We start from the raw sequence: 23,689 nt of genomic DNA on the forward strand, positions 1-23,689 counted from the left end.
ATTACTATTATGAAAAAAGGGCTTATTGTATTAATAATATTAGCAATAATAGGTTTTGGTCTGTATAACTGGGCAGTAGGTTTTAACAATACCGCTGTAGAATATGAAGCAAATGCCAAAACTGCTTGGTCTAATGTAGAAAGTTCTTACCAGCGCAGAAATGATCTTATTGGAAATCTAGTAAAGACAGTTCAGGGTGCTGCAGATTTTGAAAAAGAAACTTTGGAAAGTGTTATTAATGCTAGAGCTAAAGCTACGGCTACTACTATAGATCCATCTAATATTACACCAGAAAAAATGGCTGCTTTTCAACAAGCGCAGCAAGGATTAAGCGGTGCTTTATCTAGACTTTTAGTGACAGTTGAACGTTACCCTGAATTAAAAGCTAATCAGAACTTTTTAGAATTACAGTCACAGCTTGAGGGAACAGAAAATAGAATTAATGTGGCTCGCGATAGATACAACGAAGCTGTGAATACTTATGATGTACATACCACAAAGTTCCCAGGAAAAATACTAGCAGGCATGTTTGGTTTTAAAGAAATGGCAAGATACAAAGCTGATCCTGGATCAGAAAATGCGCCAGATGTAAATTTCGATTTCGGTAAAAAAGAAGATTAATAATGTCTAAAGTAGAAGATTTTTTAACTGCTGCTGAAGAGCAAGAGGTAATAGAAACCATTAGAGAGGCAGAAAAAAATACTTCTGGAGAAATACGTGTTCATTTAGAAAAAGGTACTGAAAAAGACGCCTTAGAGCGTGCAAAAGAAGTATTTAATTTTTTAAAAATGGATGAAACAGAACAACAAAATGGAGTTTTGTTTTATGTAGCTGTAGACGATAAAAAATTCTCTGTATTAGGAGACAGAGGTATAAATAATGCTGTTCCAGATAATTTTTGGAGCAGCATTAAAAATAACATAGTCCGGCAATTTTCTCATGGTAACTATGTAGATGGACTTAAAGAAGGTATTATCGAAACCGGTCAAAAATTGAAAGAATTCTTTCCATATCAATCTGATGATACCAATGAATTATCAGATGAAATTTCTTTAGGGTAATTTTGAGAAATTTCAACACTCATTTTTGTAATTTTAGTTTATTATATTTCGTTTTTACACTGCAATTTTTTAATTGTAAAATCTAGCTTATGCAAGATATTATTAATGCTATACCATTTGGAGTTGCACTGGCTTTTATGATAGGCCCAGTTTTTTTTGTGTTGTTAGAAACCAGTGCCATAAAAGGTTTTAGGGCTGCAGTAGTTTTTGATTTAGGAGTTATAATAGCTGATATACTTTTTGTTTTGTTTGCATATTATGGAAGTAGAACACTATTAGAAAAAATTAAAGATGACCCTAGATTATTTATACTTGGTGGAGGAATTTTATTTATTTATGGGCTCTTTACTTTTTATAAGAGAAGAAAACCAATTATAACCGACGAAGACTTAGTAATAGTTGAAAAGAATAATTACTTGGGGTTATTTGTAAAAGGCTTTTTTCTAAATTTTATCAATATTGGTGTTTTGGCTTTTTGGTTAGGAATGGTAGTCGTTATCAGCCCAAATCTAGATATGGATGACAATAGAATTTTTAAATACTTTGCCGCAATAATTATTGCTTATTTCTTAACTGATCTACTAAAAATATTATTAGCAAAACAATTGCGAAGCAAATTAACCCCTTATGTAATTCGAAAAATAAGGCGGGGTATGGGTATTGCACTAATGATATTTGGTTTAGTATTAGCCGCCAAAGGATTCTTGCCAAAAGAAACTCAAGAAAGAATTGATAATGTGATTGAAGAAAAAGTTCCGATTCCTAATCAAAAGAAATGAGCATTAGCATATCAAGTGATATAAAGCTAAGTTCTATTGCTAAAAAAGATTCGAATGTATTATATCAATTAATGCAAGAAATTTACCCACCAACCTATAGTCATTTTTGGGAAGACAGTGGTGATTGGTATATAAACTCTCAATATTCTTATGAGAATTTAGCAACGGAATTGTTAGAAGAAAATCAACTATATTATTTTGTTTTTTATAAGAATGAGATTATTGGAATTATAAGAATTCTCTTAAAATATCCATTAAATATATTTCCTAATAAAAGAGCAATAAAACTTCATCGAATTTATTTACATCAAAAAATTCAAGGATTAGGAATAGGTAAGCAATTGATTAGCTATGTTGAACAATTTGCAAAACAGAAGGGATATAAAATTATATGGCTTGAGGTTATGAAAGAGCAGCCTCAAGCATTTAATTTTTACAAAAAATTAAATTATAATGTTGCCGACGAATATAGTTATGATAAAAATCTACTCTTCAAAAAATATCGATCTATGCTTTCTCTTTATAAAGAAATTAGTTAAAGACCAGTACTCCCAAATCCACCTGCCCCTCGTTCAGTTTTGTTTAAAATTTCAACTTCTTTCCAAGTAGCTTGCTCGTATTTTGCAATTACTAGTTGAGCAATACGTTCGCCATCATTAATAGTAAAATCCTCGTTAGATAAATTGACTAGTATTACACCAATTTCTCCACGGTAATCGGCATCGATAGTACCAGGTGCGTTTAAAACTGTGATTCCTTTTTTAGCAGCGAGACCACTTCGAGGTCTAACTTGGGCTTCGTAGCCAATAGGAAGCGCTATAAATAATCCTGTTTTAACTATAGTTCGATCTAGAGGTTTTAAAACAATTGATTTCTCTAAATTTGCTCGTAAATCCATTCCAGCGGAAGCTAAAGTTTCGTAGTGAGGTAATTGATGTTTTGATTTATTAATGATCTCTACGTTCATTTCTTAAAGATAGTTTTAAGTTCGCTTTTCTCGTTAAATAGTATAAATCCTACAAAAGCCACTACAAATAAAGTAGAAACTATATAATTCTCTTTAAATTTATAAAAGGATATAAATGATAAAGAAGTGGCTAAAACTAGATATAGAAAAATAGTATTGATTTTATAGGGTACATTGTAATACTTCTTTCCATAAAAATATGATATTATACACATACTGCCATATGCCACAAGTGTTGCCCAAGCGGATGCCATATAGCCATATTGTTTAATAAGCCATAAGTTTAAAACAATGGTAATTACTGCACCAAATATGGAAAAATACATGCCATATTTTGTTCTATCTGTTAACTTATACCAAACAGATAAATTATTATAAACACCCAAAAATAGGTTTGCTAATAGAATGATTGGAACAATTGCTAAAGCTTGATAATATTCTGGCTTGCTTAATAAAATACTTGCAAAAAGATGAATATAAACTACTACAACTAACATAAAAATAGTTCCTACAATTGTGAACCACTTCATTATTTTTGCATAGGTTTCTTTTGCATTTTCTTTATGAGCTTCATTAAAAAAGAAAGGCTCTGCGCCTAACCTAAATGCCATTATATACAATGTCATAAAGACCCCTAATTTATAACAAGCTGCATAAATTCCCATTTGATCCTTACCAATCATATCACCTAAAAGTAACTTATCTAGATTTTCGTTGGTTACATAAGCGAGACTACCTATCATAATCGGAATTCCATAAACCATCATTTTTTGTAAGGTTGGTTTGTCAAATTCAAATTTGAATTTCAACATTTGCGGTAGTAGCATTAAAAAAGTAATGAAACTTGCTATTAAATTAGCAATGAATATATAAACTACTGGATGCGTATTTTGGTAATGGTTAGTTAAGAAGCTAGGCAGGCTAATACTGTTTTTTAATGCATAAGGTATAAACCACAAAAAAAATAGATTAAAAAAAGCATAGATTATAATATTGCTGATTTTATAAAAAGCAAATTTTACAGGCTTTTTGGTTACGCGTAAGTATGCATAAGGAATAACTACTAGAAGGTCAAAAGCTGTAACTAGCGTTAGTATTTTTAAATGCATTGGGTTGTCAAAACCTAGCCAACTAGATAATGTTGAATTAAAGACTAATAAAACAAGAAGAAAAACTATAGTTGATAGTAAAAGTGTTATAAAAGCTGTTGAAACTATTTTTCCTTTCTGTTGCTCTTTAGAAAAGAATCTAAAGAAAGCTGTTTCTAACCCAAAGGTTAAAAAAGCAATAAAATAGGCAGCAAAAACAAAATACCAAGTATTTTCAGCAAACTCTGCAGATACTAGTTTATCTGTATGTAGTTTAGTTAAAAGAATATTAATTGCTCTGGGTAAAACAGCGGCAATTCCGTAGATAATGGTGTCTTTAAAAAATCCTTTTAACGAACTCAAGTTGAATTTGGGTTAGTGGTCATCCCGTTAAGGAAAAAATGCTTCACAAATATAAAAGAAAAACCCTCACCGAAATGGTAAGGGTTTTACAATTTATTTTACAAATTCTTAAGCTTCGATCGGATCGATTGAAACATAAGATCTGTTATCTTTCTTTTTGGTAAATTTTACTAAACCATCAACCTGTGCATGTAATGTATGGTCTTTACCCATATATACATTTTCACCTGGGTGATGTTTTGTACCTCTTTGACGAACAATAATGTTACCTGCTAGAGCAGCTTGTCCACCAAAAATCTTAACACCTAAGCGTTTCGATTCTGATTCTCTACCGTTCTTAGAACTACCTACACCTTTTTTATGTGCCATGATCTATAGTTTTAATTATTGTTATTAGTTATGATAATGCAGCAATTAGATCAGCTTTTTTCATTGAAGAGATTCCTTCAATTCCTTTAGCTTTCGCTAATTCTTTTAATTCTGCTACTGTTTTTTTGCTTAAATCGTTAGATGCTTTTTCTGCTTTTGCAGGAGCTTTCTTTGCTTCAGCTTTTGGCGCTGCTTCTTTTTTAGGCTCAGCCTTTTTTGCAGTTTTCTTAGCACCACTTGCAACGATACTTTCTATTTGGATTTCAGATAAAAACTGACGGTGTCCGTTCTTTACTTTATATCCTTTTCTGCGTTTTTTCTTAAAAACGATTACTTTATCACCTTTAAGGTGTTTTATGATTTTGGCAGTTACTGCTGCTCCGTCTATAGCTGGGGCGCCAATAGTTACTTTACCATCATCTACTAAAAGAACGTTGTCAAAAGTTACTTTTGATCCTTCTTTATCTTGTAAACGATGTACAAATACCTTTTGGTCTTTTGCTACTTTAAATTGCTGCCCTGCTATCTCTACAATTGCGTACATAATTTAAATTTTTATTTCGCTTAATTAAAAATGAGTGCAAATATACACCTATTTTGCAGATTGACAATAGGTTTAATTAAAAATTAATGTGGGATTATTCCTTTAAAAAGGATGTATATTTTCTTAAATTTGTGTTCCTTAAAAAAATTATGAAAAAGGGTAACAAATCTGGTGTATCAACGTCAGATATCACAAACAACAATTAAAAACTTTATCAAATGAAAAAATGGAATTTAACTCTTGTTTTATTTTTTGTTGCATTACTATCCATTAGTGCTCAAAAAGTAGATTTTATAGAGTATGATTTAAATAACGGACTGCACGTTATCTTACATCAAGACAACAATGCACCAGTGGTTACTACAGCTGTAATGTATAATGTAGGTTCGATGGACGAAGAAGATGGTAAAACAGGAATGGCTCATTTTTATGAACATCTTTTATTTACAGGAACAAAAAATATTCCAAGAGGAGAATGGAATAATATTGAAGCTGCAAACGGTGGAACAGGAAATGCAAATACAAATTGGGATAGAACTTATTATTACGAAGTTTTTCCTTCTAATAATCTAGAATTAGGGCTGTGGATGGAATCTGAACGCTTGATGCATCCTATTATTGATCAAAAAGCTGTTGATACCCAAAATGAAGTTGTAAAAGAAGAAAAAAGACAACGTATGGATAATGCACCATATGGTAAAGCTCAGTATGGTGATATTTATAGTCATCTTTTTGACAAACATCCATATGGTCGACCAATGATTGGTTATATAAAAGATTTAGATGCTGCTAAACTAGAAGAATTTAAAGCCTTTTATAAAAAATGGTATATGCCTAACAACGCTGTTTTAGTTGTTGCTGGAGATATTGAGATTGAGAAGACTAAAAAAATGATAAAAGATTATTTTGGCCCAATACCAAAAGGAAAGTTAGCAGATCGCCATAATATCAAAGAGCCAGAAAGAACTCAAGAAAAAAGAGTAAAAGAGTATGACGCTAACATTCAATTGCCCGCTATATTATTGGCTTATAAAACGGCACCTATGAAAGACCGAGACGCTAGAATTTTAAATGTAATCTCTACAATTTTAAGCGACGGTAAAAGTTCAAGGCTTTATAAGAAGTTAGTTGATGATAAGAAAAAAGCTTTAGCTGCATTTTCATTTTCCCGTCCTTTAAAAGATTATAGTGTTTACATGATGGGTGCTATTCCACTTGGAGATAATTCTCTTGATGATTTAATTAAGGAAATTGATGAGGAAATAGTAAAACTTCAAACCGACTTAATTTCAGATAAAGATTTACAGAAAGTTAGAAATAAGTTTGAAAATCAATATGTTAGTTCTAACTCTAGCGTGCAAGGTATAGCCAATTCGTTAGCTAGATATTATATGTTAATGGGTAATACAAGTATGATAAATAAGGAATTAGAAATTATAAATTCTATTACCAAAGAAGAGGTTAGAGAAGTGGCAAAAAAGTACTTAGATAAGAACAGACGTGTTATTATTGATTACCTATCAGAATCTCAAAAAGAAAAATAAAATAGTTTAAAAACAGTATAATGAAAAATAAGATATTTTCAATCGTAACAATATTTCTTCTGTCTTTAGGGGTGTCTGCTCAAATAGATAGAAGTAAGCAACCTAAACCAGGCCCAGCCCCAAAAATTAATTTAGGTACACCGGAGACTTTTGAGCTAAAGAACGGATTAAAAGTTTTAGTTGTAGAGAATCACAAATTACCTAGAGTTAGTGCTACATTGACCATAGATAATATACCATCTGCTTTAGGAGATAAAAAAGGAGTTGAAAGCCTCTTAGGAGGTATGCTCGGTACTGGATCGACCAATATAGCTAAAAGTAAATTTGACGAAGAGGTTGATTACTTAGGAGCTAATATTTCTTTTTGGGATGAAGGAGCAAGAGCGAGTAGTTTGTCTAAATATTTCCCGAGAGTGTTGGAATTAATGGCAGATGCTGCTTTAAATCCAGTTTTTTCTCAAGATGAATTTGATAAACAATTAAAGCAAAATTTAGATGCAATTAAGAATAATGAGAGTAGTGTAAAAGCAATTGCAGGTAGAGTAGAGAATATTTTAACTTATGGTAAAGAGCATTCTTTTGGTGAATTTACAACTAAAGAAAGTTTAGAAAATATAAAGATAGACGATGTTAAAAAACTCTATGACACTTACTACAAGCCTAACAATGCATATCTAATTATTATAGGTGACGTAAACGTTAAGGATGTTAAAAAACAAGTAAAAACATTATTCAGCAAATGGCAAAAAGCTGAATTGCCTAAAAATGAACTTCCTGCTGTAAATAATCCTTCGGTTACAGAAATTAATTTTATTGATGTGCCTAATGCAGTTCAATCTGAAGTTTCAGTAATAAATTCAGTAAAACTTCATATGAATGATAAAGATTATTATGCTGCACTATTAGCCAATCAGATTCTTGGTGGTGGAGGCACAGCGCGTTTGTATAAAAATTTACGTGAAGATAAAGGTTTTACATATGGTGCTTATTCAGGTATCGGAGCAAGTAGATATGCTTCGAGATTTAAAGCTACTGCTGCTGTTAGAAATGCAGTAACTGATAGCGCTGTTGTAGAATTTGTGAAAGAAATTAGAAATATAAGAACTAAACCAATTGAGGCTGAAGAGTTAAAATTAGTAAAGGCTAAATATGTTGGAAGCTTTGTTAGAGCATTAGAACGACCAACTACTATAGCAAATTATGCTTTAAATATTCAAACATTAGGGTTGCCAGCTGATTATTATGAAAATTATTTAAAGAATTTTGAAGCTGTAACTTTAGAAGATGTACAAAAAGCAGCAAATAAATACTTCCAAATTGATAATGCTCGTATTATAGTTACTGGCAAGGGTATAGATGTTGCTGATAACTTAGAACAATTAGGATATAAAGTAAATTACTTTGATAAATACGGTAATAGTATTGAAAAACCTAAATTTTCTAAGCCAATCCCTGCTGGTGTTACTGCCAAAACAGTATTAGAAAATTATATTAAGGCTATTGGAGGTATGGATAAATTGAAAACCGTAACCTCTGTGGTAACAAAATATGAAGCTGATGCTATGGGGTCTAAAGTGTTAGTAGAAGAAAAACGTGTTACAGATAAGTATAAGAATACCACTTATATGAATGGAGCTCCAATGATGATGGTAGTTGCTAATGATTCTGAAATGTATATGAAGCAAGGTGCCAACAAAACGCCAATGCCTGCTAATATGTTAAATGACCTTAAAAATTCTTTTGGCACTTTTGTAGAATTAAATTATTTATCGAATGATAAGGTAAAATTAGCAGGAATTGAAACCGTAAATGGTAAGGACACATATAAAATAGAAATACCAGGTGAAACAGTTTCAGCTTCTATGTTTTATGATGTTGAGACAGGCTTAAAAGTTAAAGAGATCTCATTGATTAATATGGGTGGAAGAACTCAGTCTCAAGAGGCGACTTTCTCTGATTATAAAGATTTTGATGGTATTAAATTTGCGGGGAAAAAAGAAGGCACCATGGGTCCTCAAAAAGTTGAATCTACTTTAATAGAAGTTTTAATTAATAAAGGAGTAACAGAAGAAGATTTTAAATAATTTTTTTAATGAATTATAAGAACCGGATGCTTTTAGTATTCGGTTTTTTTATTTTTTGCTAGCTAAATAAACGCCTAATAAAATCACCCCACCAGCAATTAACTGAATAAAACTTAGGTTTTCACCATCTAAAACTCCCCAAAAAATAGCAACTATAGGTATTAAATAGGTGACTGATGAAGAAAATACAGGTGTAGAAATCTGTACCAGCCTATTAAACAATGTTTTTGCAAAAGCTGTACCTATAACAGCTAAAATGGTAAGATAAAGTAGAGAGGTTTTAGTTTCTGGGGTGTATTCAAAAGTTGTAAAGAACCCTGAATACCATAAAACGATTAGTGTAGGAATGATAATTAAAACAAAATTACCAGTTGTTACTGCCAAGGCACTTAAATCACCTAAATATTTCTTTAGAATATTTACATTAAAAGCATAACCAATAGAAGATATAATTGGTAGTAAAGCAAACCAATAATTCTGATCTGGGTTTAGTTCGGCTCCTTTTAATATTAGAATTACTGTTCCAATTAGTCCTATTAAAACTCCAAACAATTGAGATCGTTTAAACGCAAACCCAAAAATTAAAAAACCTATTATCAAGGTGTTTAATGGCGTTAAAGAATTTAATATTGAGGTAATAGAGCTATCTATTCCTTTAATAGCATATGCAAATAAAAATGCTGGGAAAAAAGTTCCTAAAACCGCTGTTAAAAAAATATACCACCAATGGTGTTTTTTAATTGTAAAAAGGCTTTTAAAACCTACTAAAAGTAATACAAAAGCAGTAATTAAAATCCTCAAAGCTCCTACCTGAATAGGTGTTAATCCTATCAAAGCTTTTTTCATCAGAATAAAAGAGCTTCCCCAAACAATGGCAAGAATGATCAGATAAAACCAGCGTAGTTTTTTTTGACTCATTTAGCTAAATAACGAAGCACAAATGTCGCACAATAATTTTATTTAATTAGACATTCTTATCAAAAGTTAAAGTTTAGTTATATAGTAATCTTGCAATAGATTTATTATTACATTTGCTTTGAAATTTAAAATTTTGATTATGAAGTTAGTAAGGAGCATTTTAATTCTTTCCTTGTTGGGAATTGTATTGCTTTCGTGTGAAAAGAAAAATGAAACTGATACTACTACTATTGCTGCTAGTCAAACTAAAGAAATGGCGGTAAACCTTAAAAAAGTATCATTAGAAATAGAAGGAATGACTTGTCAAATTGGGTGTGCAAAAACGATACAATCTAAACTGGCAAAAACTGATGGTGTAAAGTATGTTTTGGTAAATTTTGATGATAAAAAAGGTGTTGTAGAGTATGATGCTAACAAACTTTCTGAAAAAGACATCATAAAGACTGTTGAGAAAATAGCTGGAGGTGATTTATATAAAGTTACAGAAGTAGCTGAAACAGAATAAATAAAAACAAAAAAAACCTTTGTTTATATAAAATATAATTGGTTAATTTGCGTTTCGTTAACGTATAAAACTAAAATTTTCAAACAAATGAAATTATTAAAAGGATTATTGATGCTAGCTATTGTTGCTTTAGTAGCTGTATCATGTAAGGAAACTGCCAAAGGTGCTGCTGAAGATACTAAAGATGCAGTAGAGGCTGTAGAAGGTGCTGCTGAAGATGCAGCAGATGCTGCTGGTGAAGCAGTAGATAAAGCTGGAGACGCTGTTGAAGAAGTAGTAGATTCAGTTAAATCTAAAGCAAAACAAGCAGGTGAAGCTGTAAAAGAAGGAGCAAAAGATGCTGTTGAAAAAAGTGCTGAGGCTGTTGAGAAAAAAGCTAAAGAAGTAAAAGAAGCGGTGAAGAACTAATTCTTTTTAACTTATAAAAAAGGCTTCCATTGTGAAGCCTTTTTTTATGCCTTTATTTTATCTTTGCTGAAACTTTTTTAATGAAGAGATTCTTTCCTTTATTAGTTAAAATATGCCTCATTTCGGTCTATGTAATTATTCTAGCCGGAGCTACAGTTCGTATGACGGGTAGTGGTATGGGATGCCCAGATTGGCCTAAATGTTTTGGGCACTTAATACCTCCAACCAACGAAGAAGAATTACTCTGGAAACCAAATACAGAATTTAAAAAAGGATTGGTAATTATTAAAGACGAGTCATTATTAGTTGCCAAAGAAAAAATTACAACTTCCGAGGAATTTAACCCTTTAAACTGGGAAGTATATACCAAGCATAATTATGCAAAATTTAATGTTACACATACTTGGGTAGAGTATATTAATCGACTAGCTACTGCTGTGTCTGGAATATTCTTTTTATTACTAATTATCACTTCGTTACAATTCTGGAAAGAAAATAAAAATCTTACTCTATTATCGTTTCTAGCGCTACTTTTAATGCTTTTTGAAGCATGGCTGGGTAAAACTGTGGTTGATTCTAATCTTGCTGTTTCTAAGATCACAGTTCATATGCTTGTTGCTTTGTTAATAGTTGCAGTGCTACTAATCTTGCGATTTAAGACAAAACCAAAAAAGATATATAAAACAGATAGAACATTTAGAAATATATTATTAGTTGTACTTGGATTAACTATTGTTCAAATTGTATTAGGAATTGACATTAGAGAATTTGTAGATGAACAATTAAAAGTGGTAGGGTTCGAAAATAAAGGATTGTTACAATTAGAATCAAATACTAATTTTTTAATTCACAGATCATTTTCTATTATAGTAGTAGTGTTAAATGTTTGGTTGTTTTTTAGAAATAACAAACTTAATTTAGGGTATGCATTACCTTTTTGGATTTTAATAATTATAACTATTGAAATTTTAGCAGGTGTGTTGATGTATTATTTCGATTTCCCTTTCGGAACGCAATTAATTCATATGCTTTTTGCAGCGATTTTATTTGGAATGCAGTTTTATTTGATTTTAGAAAGTAGGAGTCAAAAACTAATTGCTTAATCTTTCCACTCAAATGTTTCCATTAAATGCTTAATATCTTTTTCTACATATTTAATAGCGGGTAAAATAGAATCATAATTGGGTTGTACTTCAAAATAAAGAGCACCCGTAATAAAATGTTTTGTGCTATCAGTTAAATGAAATTGTAACGGCGAAGCAGCATTTCCGGTAACTTCTAATAAAGATCCAAATACTTTTTTGTCTAAATTTAAATAGGGTTGAGCGCTAATTCCATCTGCTTTTATAGAATGCTTATAGGTCAACTTTTCAGATTCTAAAAGCAATTCTTTTAAATTATTTTCTATTGGTCTATATGTTAGATTTAATGAAGCTTTTAATGACGGATATTTGATATTGATCCAACATTTAGAATTAGGGTTTGCATCTGCATTTTTAGAATATTCAAATGTATAAGGGCAATCGGTTTCAGTTGTTTTATAAGTAGCATCGTTGTACGCCAATCTTAAGAATGCTTTAGGTTTGGGTAAAGTTTCTTCACCACAAGAAGTTATTATAACTAATAATGCAATTAACACATATTTAAAAGAGTTTTTAATCATTTGGTAGCGTTACTTTTACTTGTTTAATTCGTTTTTTATCTAATGCTTCTATCTTAAACTGATAATCATTAAACTTTAGTATTTCATTCTTTTTAGGGAATTTACCAGATATTTCTAGAATGAATCCTGCAAGTGTTTCGGCTTCACCCTTATGTTCTTCAAAAACTTCTTCATTAATATCTAAAACTTTATAGAAATCTTTTAAAACAATTTTTCCATCAAACACATAATTATGAGCATCTAGTTTAGAATAAGATAGATCATCATCATCGAATTCATCACTAATATCTCCAACAATTTCTTCAATTACATCTTCTAAGGTAACAATACCCGAAGTACCACCGTATTCATCTACAACAATTGCTAAATGATTCTTTTTTTCTTGAAATTCTTTAAGTAAATCATCTAATTTTTTATTCTCTGGTACAAAGAAAGGTTCACGAAGGAGTTTTTTCCACTGAAATGTTTTTTTAGAAAGGTGTGGTAATAAATCCTTAGTATACAAGATTCCGATAATATTATCCATGTTTTCTTGATATACAGGTATTCTTGAGTTTCCTTTATTAATGATCTTGTCAACAATTTCTTTAAATGATTCATCATCCGCTAAAGCAAAAACATCCATACGTGGACACATAACTTGTATGGTTTCAGTATTGCCAAAACTTACAATGCCTTCTAATATCTTCTGTTCATCTTTAGTAGTAGCTTCTTCTGAAGTTAATTCTAATGCCTGCGATAATTTTTCAACTGAAAAATCGGTTTGTTTTTTACCCAATCTTTTTTCAACAATCGTAGTTAAACTCATCAATGGTATACTCACAAAAGTGAGCATTGAATTCAAAAATTTTATAGGATATGCCATTAAAGAAGCAAAGCTGATTGAGTTTCTATTAGCATAAATTTTAGGCAATACTTCGCCAAACAGTAAGATTAAAAAAGTTACAATAATAACTTCTACAACAAAACGAATAATACTCGATTGTATACCACTAAAGAAATATTCACCAATGTATGCGAATAGTAAAACAATTAAAATGTTTATAAAGTTATTAGCAATTAAAATAGTTGCCAATAATTTTTTGGGATTTTTAAGTTGTTGAGCGACTATATTTTTTCGTTTGGAAGTAGCATTAGATGCTTCCTCTAATTCTGATTTAGAAAGAGAAAAAAAAGCAACTTCAGATCCTGAAATTAATGCAGAAATTAATAATAAAACAAGTAGTAAAATTATACCCGTGGTTAATGTCCAATCTATGGAAGCTAAAAAATATAAACTCGGAGGCTCTGTGTCCAATAAAATATAATTTAGTTAAACTTAAAATGGTAAGTCATCATCATATTCTTGTGATTGCTCATTTACAACCTCATTCGTGGGTTTAGGGTCATTAATTGGCGAAGATGTATTTTCTCGACTTTGTTGTAAATCTTTTTTAGTCGATAAGAAAGTCATATCTGTAACATGAATTTCGGTAGTGTATCTTTTACCGCCATCTTGACCTTCCCATTGACGTGTTTTTATACGCCCTTCGGCATATATTTTGTCTCCTTTTGTCAAATACTTTTCACAAATTTCGGCAAGTTTATTTCTAACTACAATATTATGCCATTCGGTAGTAGTAACCTTTTCATTTGTTTGTCTGTTAGTATATGTTTCATTTGTTGCAATAGGAAATCTACCAATAGAATTACCACCATCAAAATAGTGCATTTTCACCTCATCACCAAGATGACCAATCAACATAACTTTATTAAGTGTTCCTGCCATTTTCAATCTATTTATACATCAAAGATAATTAAAATATCAATCGTTATTTTTAAATTTTTTCACAAAATTGCTAATTAATACAGGTACGGGGTAACCATTGAAATCATTCCACAAAATACTATCATCACTGGGTTTTTTAGTTTTGATGATCCAGAAATTTGTATATAAATGTTGATGCGATAATTTGTGTACAATAGGTTTTTGATTATACAACTTTACAGAACTTTTACTATCAACATACTTATTATAAATAGATAACTTTTTTAATTCTTCTAGATCAATTTCAAATTCACTTTCAATCAAAGGGAATTCATATAAATTTTGCCAAATACCTTTACCGATCCTTTTTTGAAGAACAGTTTTTTCACCATCAATTACTAAATAATTAAAAAAACGTTTTTTTACTTTTAATTTATTTTCCTTAACAGGAAGCTCACTGATCTTCTTTTTTTGTAAAGCAATACAACTGTTGTTAAAAGGACAAACTGTGCAGTCAGGATTCTGTGGTTTGCATTGTCTGGCACCAAACTCCATTATAGCCTGATTAAAAGTTCCTGGTTGTTTTTGGTCAATTAAACTTTGTGCTAATTCTTTAAATTCTCTAATTCCTTTAGTTGAGTTGATTGCTGTGTTAACTCCAAAATATCTGGCTAGCACACGGTAAACATTACCATCGACTACAGCAGCTGGTTCATTATAGCAAATTGAAGCGATGGCAGAAGCAGTGTAATCACCGACTCCTTTTAATTTTAATAATTGTTTGTATGATTCTGGAAATTTTCCATTTAGATCATTTACAATATATTTTGCAGAAAAATGCAAATTTCTAGCTCTTGAATAATACCCCAATCCTTGCCAAAGTTTTAATATTGTTTCTTCTTCCGCTTTAGCAAGGTTAGAAACGGCTGGAAAATGCTCGATGAATTTTAAATAATACGAAAGCCCTTGGTCTACTCTTGTTTGTTGTAAGATAACTTCTGAAAGCCAAATAGCGTATGGGTCTTTAGTTTCCCGCCAAGGTAAATCTCGCCTATTTTGTAAATACCAGTAAATTAATGTATTAGAAAAATTCATACATTTTTATTAATCTGGCAATAATAATGTTTTTATCTCATTAAATTTTAACCATTTAGCTTTTTGAAATTGATATAAAAGCTTATATTTGCCACCCCAAAAAAGGAATAAATAATAATATAAATTTTAATAATAATGACAAAAGCAGAGATCGTTGCTAATATTTCAGATAAATCTGGAATTGAGAAAGCAGATGTGTTGAGAGTTGTAGAGGATTTAATGAAAGAAGTTAAAAATTCTTTAGAAAGTGGTAATAATGTATATTTAAGAGGTTTTGGTAGCTTTACTGTAAAGACTAGAGCTGAAAAAACAGGTAGAAATATTTCTAAAAATACTACAATTAAGATTCCTGCGCATAATATTCCAGCGTTTAAACCAGCAAAAGTTTTTGTTGAGGGCGTAAAGAAAAATGTACCAGTAAAATAATATTAATAGAAAAAAACACGTTTGAATTATGCCTAGTGGTAAAAAAAGAAAACGCAGTAAAATATCTACTCATAAGCGTAAAAAAAGAAGTAGACAAAACAGACACAAAAAGAAAAAATAGTTTTTTAACTATTTTTTCTTTTTAAGAAGTACAATCGTTCTTTGAAAAAGAAATTTATCGATAAGATAAATTTCATCGGGTTATAAAATATAACCTGTGATTAATTTAACCTATCTACATTAATATAAAATTATTGTATTTAGTGTAGATGCAAAACATATACAGAGTGAAAACAGAATTAATAATTAGATCAAATTCCTCTGATATAGATTTTGCCTTATTAAGAGATGGTAGGTTAGTTGAATTGCATAAAGATGAAAACGATAATAATTTTAATGTTGGCGATATATTTTTAGCCAAGATCAAAAAAACATTATCAGGCTTAAATGCCGCCTTTGTAAATGTAGGAAGTGAAAAAGATGCTTTTTTACATTATCATGATTTAGGGCCGCAATTATTGTCTTTAAGTAAATTCACACACCGAGTAAGCACAGGTAAGCAAAAAGAATTCACTTTAAAAAATTTCCGTTTCGAAAAAGATATCAATAAAAACGGAGGTATTGATCAGGTTATAAAAGCTGGTCAAAATTTATTAGTACAAATCGTTAAAGAACCTATATCTACAAAAGGCCCTCGTATAAGCTCAGAGCTTTCAATAGCCGGTAGATATCTAGTGTTAGTTCCTTTTTCTGATAGAGTTTCTGTCTCACAAAAGATAGGAAGTAGAAAAGAGAAAGAACGTCTTAAACGACTTGCCCAAAGCATTAAGCCAAAAGGATTTGGCGTTATTCTGCGTACAGTAGCCGAAGGCATTAAAGTAGCAGATTTAGATAGAGATTTACAGAATTCTTTGCAACAATGGGTAAAGCTTTGTAAAAAGTTACCTCAAGCACAAGCCCCAGCAAAAGTTTTATCAGAAATGAATAGGGCATCCTCTATTTTGAGAGACGTTTTAAATGATTCTTTTACAAGTATTATTACAAACGATAAAACATTGGTTGGTGAGTTAAAAGACTATTTGAGAAGAATAGCTCCAGAAAAGGAATCTATTGTAAAGTTACATAGATCTAAAACTCCAATCTTTGAAAGATATGGTATCGAACGACAGATAAAAACATCTTTTGGTCGAACGGTATCTATGCCTAAAGGAGCCTATTTGGTAATAGAGCATACTGAGGCTTTACATGTTATAGATGTAAATAGTGGTAATCGTTCTAACAAAGCAAATTCTCAAGCAGATACAGCATTAGAAGTTAATATGATTGCTGCATCTGAAATTGCTAGACAGTTGCAATTAAGAGACATGGGAGGTATTATAGTAGTTGATTTTATAGATATGCATACGGCGGATCATAGACATAAGCTGTATGAACATTTAAAAAATGAAATGAAATTAACTAGAACAAAACACAAAGTATTACCACCTAGTAAATTCGGTCTGGTGCAAATAACCAGACAAAGAGTAAGGCCTGAAAGGGTTATTAAAACAAAAGAAGAAAATCCGAACAAAAATGGAGAGGTCGAGGCTCCTATTGTTTTGATTGACAAAATTGAAATCCAATTAGAAAAATTACTTTCTAAAGATGTTAAAGGAGTTACATTACATGTACATCCGTTTGTGGCGTCTTATATTAAAGGAGGATTTCCGTCATTACAAAACAAGTGGTTTTTCAAATATAAAAAGTGGATTAAAGTGATTCCACGAGATGCTTACCAATACTTACAGTATCGTTTCTTTACAGCAAACGATAAAGTCGTAAAATAAGGTATTTATTATATCAATAAATCCCGTAACAATAAAAGTTACGGGATTTTTTTATGGACTAATTTAAACCTTTACAAATTTTTAAAGTCTTAAAATAAAGATTGATTTAGGTTTGGTTAGTTTGGATTAAAACGTGTTTTCAACTGAAGACACGTTTTATCTTTTAGCGAATTAAGAATTTTTTAGTAATCTTTTTATTATTTTCTAGAATGGCATTAATAATTAACACAGTACCCTTTTTAAAATTGCTCGTATTAATGGTGAATTTATTCTTACCTGGAGATTGATCAACAATCAATTTACCAAGAATATCATAAGCTTTGAATTCTTTAATAATAGATCCATCGGATGTATTTACATTAAGAATGTCTTCTTGATTTGCTATTACCAAATCAGCCAAACTAAGATTAACATCACCATTGCTCAAGACAGAGGATTTAGTTAGAATTAATTCAAAACGATCATTAAAAACACCTTGTTCTTGCATTACAAAACTATAATCATCATTTTTTAAATCATGAGTTAGTTGTAATAATTTATCCTTTAACAAAATTTCATATTCATTGAGTTTTCCTTCAAAGCTATTTATACCAACTTGTAAACTATCTCCAGAATTTATGTAAGAATAAAAACCAAGTTTGATAATCTCTTCATCTGTAATTGGTTTTTTACCTTGAATAACTAAATCTTGATCTTCTACAACAGAATAAAAAGAAATGTAACTACCTCCGTCAAAACGTATTCCATCATAACTTCTATCTAAATTGTCTGTTGCTCCTTCGATAAAACCAATTAATACCTGACTGAAAGCTCCATTCTCATTTTTTAAATCTAGCCAAATACGATCTTTTTCAGAAGCAGATTTTTTCGAATCTGTTCTAAAAAGCTGGTTATTATTATTAGTAACTCTCATAGAATTATCAAAAGTTATTGTGCCAGCAGTGATTGCTTGTATAAAAAATCCTTGTCCCGAAGCTATAAATCCATTTGGAATTGCACCACCAGAACCTGCTTGAACGCCACCAGTACCAGAAGTATAAGTGGCATAATCGTTAGTTGCATAATTGTATTTATCTGGACCAGGATTACTTTCAGATATTTGGGTATTATGTGTCCACAAATAAATTGTTCCATTTACTATTGAAGAGTTTCTAAGGTCATCTAAAAAAATTTGAGCGTTTATAGCCGAAGGGTATGGATTACCAATAAGATTCCAATTTTCAAACTCTCCAGGGCCTCTAATAATAGATACGGGTATGGTACCATTATTTACAACCCCATCAAAAATTACTGATTGTGTTTTTGGAAAATTACCAGAAGTATCACCCATTGCTATGTAACCAACACCTGGTTGCATAGTAGTTGATCCATTTTGAAATACCCAACCATTTTGATAATTAAATCTATAAATTCTATTTGCTACAGAAGATGACAATGCGCTCCCTATAGTCTCATTACTGGTTGGAGATGACCAATACATATAGTCATATTGATTAAATGGAGTAGAAGTCTTATATATATTAGCTGTGCCACTAACATTCCCATCATCTCTGACCATGACTAATGATCCTTCGTGCAATACTTCTATGTTTCCATTTACTGTCAAATCATTATCAATTAAAATATAATCATTTGCTCCAACTGTAACTGTACTTCCAGAATTTACTGTACAATTGCAAGAATTAAAATCACCATTAGAAAAGGTGTTATAATTGCCATTAATGGTTACAGAAGTAAATTCATTAGGGGCACCATTACTCCAATTAGACCCATTCCATGTGGTCGAAAAAGGACACTCAGGTGACCAGGCAACAATATTAAACTCTCCAAAATTATTATTTTGATATTCCCAAACACGAATAAAAACAGTTGTATTTGGTAGACCAGTAAGGTTAACTATACTAAAAAAGCCAGAACCACTATCCGCGTCACAGGCAATTTGTGTTAGTGAACCACAAGATCCTGTATAAACAGCGAGGCCAGTATCACTAATTCCTCCTGCATTAGAAGTTTCGATATTTAAAATACCCGAAGCAGGGACTTGAGCAGTGAACCATACATCACCACCTTGATATCCATCACAATTCGGGTTTGGAGCTGGGTTTGTACCTGTAGCTCCAACATTAGTACTTGTAACAACATTTTCTGTATTTGTACTACCAACAGTTAAATTTGTAGCATTTACACAATTATTGTTTGTGGGAGCATGAGTTGAATAAGCAACAATATTAAAGTTGCCTGAAGTTTGATTATTATACGACCAAATTCGAATAAAAATAGTTGTATTTGGTATTCCTGTTAATTCTATTTTTGAATTTAAGTTACCAGGATAATTAATATCATCATTACAAGCTAATTGAGTTAAATTACCACAGCTACCAGAATAAACAGCAATGGCTGGATCAATCTGTGAGCTATTAGTTTCTACAGTAATAACGCCCGAGGCGGGCACTTGAGCAGTATACCATGTATCTCGACCTAAATAATTACCGCAAGATGGATTAGGCAATTCTCCTGAATTAGAAGCTCCTATATTTGTTCCAGAAACTATGTTTTGTGTATTGTTAGTTCCTACCGAAAGAACAGTAGCGTTTGAACAACTATCATTAGAATTAGCAGACTCATATATTCTAACATTGTCAAAACCACCACGATCACTTCCGTGATTATTTTTTGCAAATAAAGTTACTCTTACATTGGTAACTACAGAAGGTATATTAACAGTTTCAGTTTGCCACCCATTGGTATTATCACTATTTCCATTAATTCCATTTACTACTATAACTTCTCCTTGAGAAATGTTATCATAAAAAAGTTCATATTTTAAATCTTCGGTATTTTCAAAACTGATTGCATTATAATCGAATGAAAAAATCACATTAGAATGTGTTGATATATCTACATTAGGAAAAGAAATAGATTCAAAGTCATTACCTCCACAACTACCATTAAGATCTCTAACACCCCAGAACCTATTTCCATCGTTTGGTGATATGCCAGGTAAGCTCGTTACATAATTCCAAATATCATTACCTATAGAGCAAGGTGGTGTAGAAAAAGCCAAAGGAGACCATGTATCGCCAGAAACTTCAAAACTTTGTTTAGCAATAATGGTTTGCGCATTAGTAGAAAAAATTCCCCATAGCAATAACAAAAAGAAAATAATTCTTTTCATGGCTTGATTTAATTCCTTTCTTACAAAGGGGATATTTGCAAGGTTTAGTTCGTAAATATAACTTAAGACTTAACGAGAAATACCCTTATTAATTATATATTAATAACAACTTTATTAACGTTTTTCCTATCTAGAAAGGATGAATTTCTAGTTTATTATATTGTTCCTTCGTCACTATTTTTTACTTTTATATAAATGCATAAAAAAACGTATACAGTAGAGGAAGCTAAATCAAAACTTGAATATTACTGTTCTTATCAAGAACGTTGTCATAGCGAGGTTGAGAAAAAACTTACTGATATGAACATGATACCTTCAGCAAAAGAATTAATATTTCTTTATTTAATGGAAAATAATTTTTTAAACGAAGAACGTTTTGCCAAAACATTTACCAGAGGAAAATTTAGAATTAAAAAATGGGGCAAACAACGAATCATTAGAGAGTTAAAAATGAAAAATATATCAGAATATAATATAAAGTCTGGTTTAAAAGAGATTAGCGATTCAGATTATGAGGATACTTTTAGTAAGTTATCATTAAAGAGGTTCAACGAAATAAAAGAAAAAAATAAATACAAAAAGCGTAAAAAATTAGCTGATTACTTGTTGTATAGGGGTTGGGAGTCAGGTAAAGTTTACACTAAAGTTATTGAGCTTATACCTTAATGTTATTTAGTTTGTGAGTTCTGGTAATTGCTTGTTCATTCTTCCAGTCTATCCATTTTTGACCTTTAATTCTACGCATTAAATTATCAATAGATCTCATTATTAAAATGTTATAAATTGCTTTACTTAAGTTTTTAGGATTTCTAGCAATTGCCCTAAGACTCATTGAGAACCCCGGAGTTACATACCTCATATAATGCCAATAACCTTCTGGCATATATAGCACATTACCATGTTCTAAATTAGCTATATAGCCTTTAGCTTTTCTTAAAGCTGGCCATTTGTCAAAATCAGGATTTGAAAAATCAATATCTTCTCTTGTTATTAGAGAGTGAGGGATTTTATATAAATACTTATTCTGGTTTTGATCAAACAATATGCATTGTTTTTTACCTTCAAAATGAAAATGAAAAATATTGGCCAAGTCTATATCGTAATGCATAAAAGTATAAGAATCTTTCCCGCCAAAAAAAAGCATTGGTAGCCCTTTCATTAATTTTAGCCCAAGATCTGGATAAGAAAAATCATTTTGAAGTTGAGGAACCTCTTTTAAAATATTCCAAAGAAAAATACGATATTTTGTTGGCTCACTTTTCAATAGAGCTATATATTCACTCATTTTCATTTGAGCATGAGGTTCATTAAAACCATCTTTATAATCTACAGGTCTATCATCGTATAAAGAAACAATTTTATCTCCAGCAATACTGCTCATGTAATCTAAACTCCACTTTTTAAAAGCTGGCCAATCTTTAGTTGAAGATTTAATTACTAAAGGTTTTTGAGGTTTAAAGTAGTTTTTAATAAAATCTTCTTTACTTATAGATTCAACTACATCAATTTGAGTAAGATTCAATGACATTGAAAATGAAATTATTTATTAAATTTAGTAAGATCTTTTTCAAGAGTTTGTTTATTGATAATATTATTAATTTTACTATTAATTGACGAAAAAGCGTTGATTAAATTACTGACCTCTACTTTTATTTCATCATTTTCAATTTCTGAAATGTTTTCCATATCAGCTAATCTCAATGCAGTATTGTGCAAAACATTCAAACGTATTTTAATATCTGGGTGATCAAATCTTTTAATTCTAATTGAGTCTTTTAATAGTTGAGTTAGGTTTGATAATTCTTTCGCTTTAGACAATGCCTCATTAGGTAAAATATTATAATACTCCTCAATAACAATTTCAACTGAATGATATTCTTGCCATGATTCTACTAATTTTTTTGAATCAGAGTTTAGGGTTTCACCAATACCGTTCGTAATTTCTTCAATCTCATTTTTAGAATGCTCTTTTACTTGATTAATTACTGATTCTTTTTTTTGATTTGTGCATCCAAAAAAGACTAAAACAAAAATTATTAAAAATCTATCTAACATTAAAAACCAATTTAATACAAAAGTAACACTCTTAGACAAATTAATGATAAAAGGTGTTTAGTGTTTAATTATATTTGTTCACCTTTTAATTTTAACAATGCAAAATAAAACACTTGTTATTGGTGCCTGTGGCCAAATAGGTTCAGAGCTGACAATGAAACTACGTCAAATTTATGGTAATGATAACGTCATTGCTTCCGATATTATTACAGGCAAAGCTGATCTAATGTGGTCTGGTACTTTCGAAATTTTAGATGCTACAGATAAAAAAGAAATTGAAGATATTATAAAGCAATATAATGTTTCTGACGTCTATTTAATGGCAGCAATGTTATCTGGTACTGCTGAAAAATATCCTGACAAGGCATGGAATTTAAATATGACTTCACTTTTTCATGTATTAGATTTAGCTAAAGAAGGAGTTATCAAAAAATTATTTTGGCCTAGTTCTATTGCCGTTTTTGGACCAACAACTCCGCAGAAAGATACTCCGCAAAATACTGTTACAGAACCAACAACGGTTTATGGTATTAGTAAATTCGCAGGTGAGAATTGGTGTAATTATTATAAAAATAAATATGCTGTAGACGTACGTAGTATTCGTTATCCAGGTATTATAAGTTATAAAACACTACCGGGAGGTGGTACTACCGATTATGCTGTTGAAATTTTTCATAAGGCTTTGTCTGAAGGGAAATACACATGTTTTTTGAATAAAGATTCACGTTTACCAATGATGTATATGGATGATGCTATAAAGGCAACAGTAGACTTAATGCAATCTAAAGAACAAGAGAATTATATTGCATACAACATAAGCGCAATTAATTTCACTCCTGAGGAATTAGCTTTAGAAATAAAAAAACATTTACCAAATTTCACTATTGATTATAAACCTGATTTTAGACAAGCTATAGCAGATAGTTGGCCTCATTCAATTGATGATTCTAAGGCTAGAGAAGACTGGAATTGGGGACATAAACTTGACTTAAAAATGATGACAAAAGTTATGATCGACGCTTTAGAGTCTACTTACAAATAATAGATAGTTATTAGATAGTAAGATAATACC

The 23,689-nt window shown here is 30.8% G+C and carries 25 protein-coding genes; 13 read left to right on the forward strand and 12 right to left on the reverse strand.

The window, feature by feature from the left end; all coding sequences use genetic code 11:
• Window positions 1-9 precede the first annotated feature (9 nt).
• From AC3IF2_RS00420 to AC3IF2_RS00435, 4 genes are all read left to right on the forward strand, one after another.
• Entirely contained in the window at window positions 10-621 is a 612-nt protein-coding gene (locus AC3IF2_RS00420; protein ID WP_489165031.1) for a LemA family protein, read from the forward strand.
• Between the two features lie 2 nt (window positions 622-623).
• Window positions 624-1,061, forward strand: coding sequence for a TPM domain-containing protein (locus AC3IF2_RS00425; RefSeq protein ID WP_489165032.1), 438 nt, complete (start codon window positions 624-626; stop codon window positions 1,059-1,061).
• An 89-nt stretch (window positions 1,062-1,150) separates the two neighbouring features.
• Entirely contained in the window at window positions 1,151-1,840 is a 690-nt protein-coding gene (locus AC3IF2_RS00430) for a LysE family translocator (protein ID WP_489165033.1), read from the forward strand.
• Window positions 1,837-2,379 carry a GNAT family N-acetyltransferase gene (locus AC3IF2_RS00435; RefSeq protein WP_489165034.1) on the forward strand — a complete coding sequence of 181 codons (543 nt, stop codon included), beginning with the start codon at window positions 1,837-1,839 and terminating at the stop codon, window positions 2,377-2,379. The genes AC3IF2_RS00430 and AC3IF2_RS00435 overlap by 4 nt, the downstream gene beginning before the upstream one ends.
• On the opposite strand, the gene dut is transcribed toward AC3IF2_RS00435, so the two are convergent.
• The 4 genes from dut to rplU form a co-directional block, all read right to left on the reverse strand.
• Entirely contained in the window at window positions 2,376-2,807 is a 432-nt protein-coding gene (gene dut / locus AC3IF2_RS00440) for a dUTP diphosphatase (RefSeq protein ID WP_489165035.1), read from the reverse strand. The two genes, AC3IF2_RS00435 and dut, sit on opposite strands and share 4 nt — an antisense overlap.
• The gene (locus AC3IF2_RS00445) at window positions 2,804-4,258 is read right to left on the reverse strand and encodes an MATE family efflux transporter (protein WP_489165036.1); all 1,455 of its coding nucleotides are present in this window, start codon (window positions 4,256-4,258) and stop codon (window positions 2,804-2,806) included. Before AC3IF2_RS00445 ends, dut begins: the two co-directional genes overlap by 4 nt.
• A 108-nt stretch (window positions 4,259-4,366) precedes the next feature.
• Complete coding sequence (gene rpmA / locus AC3IF2_RS00450; RefSeq protein ID WP_480196968.1) at window positions 4,367-4,627, reverse strand: 50S ribosomal protein L27; 261 nt, start codon at window positions 4,625-4,627, stop codon at window positions 4,367-4,369.
• A 28-nt stretch (window positions 4,628-4,655) separates the two neighbouring features.
• Window positions 4,656-5,171 carry a 50S ribosomal protein L21 gene (gene rplU, locus AC3IF2_RS00455; protein WP_489165037.1) on the reverse strand — a complete coding sequence of 172 codons (516 nt, stop codon included), beginning with the start codon at window positions 5,169-5,171 and terminating at the stop codon, window positions 4,656-4,658.
• A 218-nt stretch (window positions 5,172-5,389) separates the two neighbouring features.
• Here rplU and AC3IF2_RS00460 point away from each other — a divergent pair, with 218 nt between their 5' ends.
• Both AC3IF2_RS00460 and AC3IF2_RS00465 read left to right on the forward strand, forming a co-directional pair.
• On the forward strand, window positions 5,390-6,715 hold the full coding sequence (locus AC3IF2_RS00460) for a M16 family metallopeptidase (RefSeq protein WP_489165038.1): 1,326 nt from the start codon (window positions 5,390-5,392) through the stop codon (window positions 6,713-6,715).
• A gap of 20 nt (window positions 6,716-6,735) precedes the next feature.
• Window positions 6,736-8,799, forward strand: a complete 2,064-nt coding sequence (locus AC3IF2_RS00465) for an insulinase family protein (protein ID WP_489165039.1) — start codon at window positions 6,736-6,738, stop codon at window positions 8,797-8,799.
• A gap of 48 nt (window positions 8,800-8,847) precedes the next feature.
• On the opposite strand, the gene AC3IF2_RS00470 is transcribed toward AC3IF2_RS00465, so the two are convergent.
• On the reverse strand, window positions 8,848-9,717 hold the full coding sequence (locus tag AC3IF2_RS00470) for a DMT family transporter (RefSeq protein WP_489165040.1): 870 nt from the start codon (window positions 9,715-9,717) through the stop codon (window positions 8,848-8,850).
• 139 nt (window positions 9,718-9,856) lie between these two features.
• On the opposite strand from AC3IF2_RS00470, the gene AC3IF2_RS00475 reads away from it, so the two are divergent.
• The 3 genes from AC3IF2_RS00475 to AC3IF2_RS00485 all read left to right on the forward strand — a co-directional run bounded on the left by AC3IF2_RS00475 (window position 9,857) and on the right by AC3IF2_RS00485 (window position 11,733).
• Window positions 9,857-10,222: a heavy-metal-associated domain-containing protein gene (locus AC3IF2_RS00475; protein WP_489165041.1), complete on the forward strand. Its 366-nt coding sequence runs from the start codon at window positions 9,857-9,859 to the stop codon at window positions 10,220-10,222.
• Between the two features lie 87 nt (window positions 10,223-10,309).
• Window positions 10,310-10,630: a hypothetical protein gene (locus AC3IF2_RS00480; protein ID WP_489165042.1), complete on the forward strand. Its 321-nt coding sequence runs from the start codon at window positions 10,310-10,312 to the stop codon at window positions 10,628-10,630.
• Between the two features lie 80 nt (window positions 10,631-10,710).
• Window positions 10,711-11,733, forward strand: coding sequence for a COX15/CtaA family protein (locus AC3IF2_RS00485; RefSeq protein WP_489165043.1), 1,023 nt, complete (start codon window positions 10,711-10,713; stop codon window positions 11,731-11,733).
• On the opposite strand, the gene gldD is transcribed toward AC3IF2_RS00485, so the two are convergent.
• From gldD to mutY, 4 genes are read right to left on the reverse strand one after another with little or no spacing between them, the layout of a single operon-like run.
• Complete coding sequence (gene gldD / locus AC3IF2_RS00490) at window positions 11,730-12,293, reverse strand: gliding motility lipoprotein GldD (RefSeq protein ID WP_489165044.1); 564 nt, start codon at window positions 12,291-12,293, stop codon at window positions 11,730-11,732. The genes AC3IF2_RS00485 and gldD overlap by 4 nt on opposite strands.
• Window positions 12,286-13,590 (reverse strand): gliding motility-associated protein GldE, encoded by a 1,305-nt coding sequence (gene gldE / locus AC3IF2_RS00495; RefSeq protein ID WP_489165045.1) that lies wholly within the window; start codon window positions 13,588-13,590, stop codon window positions 12,286-12,288. The genes gldD and gldE overlap by 8 nt, the downstream gene beginning before the upstream one ends.
• 21 nt (window positions 13,591-13,611) lie before the next feature.
• The gene (locus AC3IF2_RS00500) at window positions 13,612-14,061 is read right to left on the reverse strand and encodes a single-stranded DNA-binding protein (protein ID WP_489165046.1); all 450 of its coding nucleotides are present in this window, start codon (window positions 14,059-14,061) and stop codon (window positions 13,612-13,614) included.
• Window positions 14,062-14,097: 36 nt separating this feature from the next.
• Window positions 14,098-15,135 carry an A/G-specific adenine glycosylase gene (mutY, locus tag AC3IF2_RS00505; protein WP_489165047.1) on the reverse strand — a complete coding sequence of 346 codons (1,038 nt, stop codon included), beginning with the start codon at window positions 15,133-15,135 and terminating at the stop codon, window positions 14,098-14,100.
• A 135-nt stretch (window positions 15,136-15,270) separates the two neighbouring features.
• Here mutY and AC3IF2_RS00510 point away from each other — a divergent pair, with 135 nt between their 5' ends.
• Entirely contained in the window at window positions 15,271-15,561 is a 291-nt protein-coding gene (locus AC3IF2_RS00510) for an HU family DNA-binding protein (protein ID WP_489165048.1), read from the forward strand.
• A 287-nt stretch (window positions 15,562-15,848) separates the two neighbouring features.
• Window positions 15,849-17,387 carry an Rne/Rng family ribonuclease gene (locus tag AC3IF2_RS00515; protein WP_489165049.1) on the forward strand — a complete coding sequence of 513 codons (1,539 nt, stop codon included), beginning with the start codon at window positions 15,849-15,851 and terminating at the stop codon, window positions 17,385-17,387.
• Window positions 17,388-17,550: 163 nt separating this feature from the next.
• Here AC3IF2_RS00515 and AC3IF2_RS00520 read toward each other — a convergent pair whose 3' ends face one another.
• The gene (locus AC3IF2_RS00520; RefSeq protein ID WP_489165050.1) at window positions 17,551-20,562 is read right to left on the reverse strand and encodes a DUF8693 domain-containing protein; all 3,012 of its coding nucleotides are present in this window, start codon (window positions 20,560-20,562) and stop codon (window positions 17,551-17,553) included.
• A gap of 195 nt (window positions 20,563-20,757) precedes the next feature.
• On the opposite strand from AC3IF2_RS00520, the gene AC3IF2_RS00525 reads away from it, so the two are divergent.
• On the forward strand, window positions 20,758-21,228 hold the full coding sequence (locus AC3IF2_RS00525; RefSeq protein WP_489165051.1) for a regulatory protein RecX: 471 nt from the start codon (window positions 20,758-20,760) through the stop codon (window positions 21,226-21,228).
• Here the strand turns inward: AC3IF2_RS00525 and AC3IF2_RS00530 are convergent.
• On the reverse strand, window positions 21,218-22,090 hold the full coding sequence (locus tag AC3IF2_RS00530; RefSeq protein ID WP_489165052.1) for a cupin-like domain-containing protein: 873 nt from the start codon (window positions 22,088-22,090) through the stop codon (window positions 21,218-21,220). The two genes, AC3IF2_RS00525 and AC3IF2_RS00530, sit on opposite strands and share 11 nt — an antisense overlap.
• Window positions 22,091-22,101: 11 nt before the next feature.
• Window positions 22,102-22,617: a hypothetical protein gene (locus AC3IF2_RS00535; protein ID WP_489165053.1), complete on the reverse strand. Its 516-nt coding sequence runs from the start codon at window positions 22,615-22,617 to the stop codon at window positions 22,102-22,104.
• A 97-nt stretch (window positions 22,618-22,714) separates the two neighbouring features.
• Here AC3IF2_RS00535 and AC3IF2_RS00540 point away from each other — a divergent pair, with 97 nt between their 5' ends.
• Complete coding sequence (locus AC3IF2_RS00540; RefSeq protein ID WP_489165054.1) at window positions 22,715-23,659, forward strand: NAD-dependent epimerase/dehydratase family protein; 945 nt, start codon at window positions 22,715-22,717, stop codon at window positions 23,657-23,659.
• Window positions 23,660-23,689: the final 30 nt, after the last annotated feature.

The organism is Maritimimonas rapanae, from assembly GCF_057837205.1.

Bases quoted from the DNA above. Each gene is read 5' to 3' on its own strand.
- AC3IF2_RS00530 (WP_489165052.1), bottom strand. From the start codon at position 22,090: ATGTCATTGAATCTTACTCAAATTGATGTAGTTGAATCTATAAGTAAA.
- AC3IF2_RS00425 (WP_489165032.1), top strand. From the start codon at position 624: ATGTCTAAAGTAGAAGATTTTTTAACTGCTGCTGAAGAGCAAGAGGTA.
- AC3IF2_RS00475 (WP_489165041.1), top strand. From the start codon at position 9,857: ATGAAGTTAGTAAGGAGCATTTTAATTCTTTCCTTGTTGGGAATTGTA.
- AC3IF2_RS00420 (WP_489165031.1), top strand. From the start codon at position 10: ATGAAAAAAGGGCTTATTGTATTAATAATATTAGCAATAATAGGTTTT.
- AC3IF2_RS00465 (WP_489165039.1), top strand. From the start codon at position 6,736: ATGAAAAATAAGATATTTTCAATCGTAACAATATTTCTTCTGTCTTTA.
- AC3IF2_RS00540 (WP_489165054.1), top strand. From the start codon at position 22,715: ATGCAAAATAAAACACTTGTTATTGGTGCCTGTGGCCAAATAGGTTCA.
- rpmA (WP_480196968.1), bottom strand. From the start codon at position 4,627: ATGGCACATAAAAAAGGTGTAGGTAGTTCTAAGAACGGTAGAGAATCA.
- AC3IF2_RS00525 (WP_489165051.1), top strand. From the start codon at position 20,758: ATGCATAAAAAAACGTATACAGTAGAGGAAGCTAAATCAAAACTTGAA.
- AC3IF2_RS00430 (WP_489165033.1), top strand. From the start codon at position 1,151: ATGCAAGATATTATTAATGCTATACCATTTGGAGTTGCACTGGCTTTT.
- dut (WP_489165035.1), bottom strand. From the start codon at position 2,807: ATGAACGTAGAGATCATTAATAAATCAAAACATCAATTACCTCACTAC.
- gldD (WP_489165044.1), bottom strand. From the start codon at position 12,293: ATGATTAAAAACTCTTTTAAATATGTGTTAATTGCATTATTAGTTATA.
- AC3IF2_RS00460 (WP_489165038.1), top strand. From the start codon at position 5,390: ATGAAAAAATGGAATTTAACTCTTGTTTTATTTTTTGTTGCATTACTA.
- AC3IF2_RS00535 (WP_489165053.1), bottom strand. From the start codon at position 22,617: ATGTTAGATAGATTTTTAATAATTTTTGTTTTAGTCTTTTTTGGATGC.
- AC3IF2_RS00435 (WP_489165034.1), top strand. From the start codon at position 1,837: ATGAGCATTAGCATATCAAGTGATATAAAGCTAAGTTCTATTGCTAAA.
- AC3IF2_RS00470 (WP_489165040.1), bottom strand. From the start codon at position 9,717: ATGAGTCAAAAAAAACTACGCTGGTTTTATCTGATCATTCTTGCCATT.
- AC3IF2_RS00485 (WP_489165043.1), top strand. From the start codon at position 10,711: ATGAAGAGATTCTTTCCTTTATTAGTTAAAATATGCCTCATTTCGGTC.
- AC3IF2_RS00510 (WP_489165048.1), top strand. From the start codon at position 15,271: ATGACAAAAGCAGAGATCGTTGCTAATATTTCAGATAAATCTGGAATT.
- AC3IF2_RS00500 (WP_489165046.1), bottom strand. From the start codon at position 14,061: ATGGCAGGAACACTTAATAAAGTTATGTTGATTGGTCATCTTGGTGAT.
- mutY (WP_489165047.1), bottom strand. From the start codon at position 15,135: ATGAATTTTTCTAATACATTAATTTACTGGTATTTACAAAATAGGCGA.
- AC3IF2_RS00520 (WP_489165050.1), bottom strand. From the start codon at position 20,562: ATGAAAAGAATTATTTTCTTTTTGTTATTGCTATGGGGAATTTTTTCT.
- rplU (WP_489165037.1), bottom strand. From the start codon at position 5,171: ATGTACGCAATTGTAGAGATAGCAGGGCAGCAATTTAAAGTAGCAAAA.
- AC3IF2_RS00480 (WP_489165042.1), top strand. From the start codon at position 10,310: ATGAAATTATTAAAAGGATTATTGATGCTAGCTATTGTTGCTTTAGTA.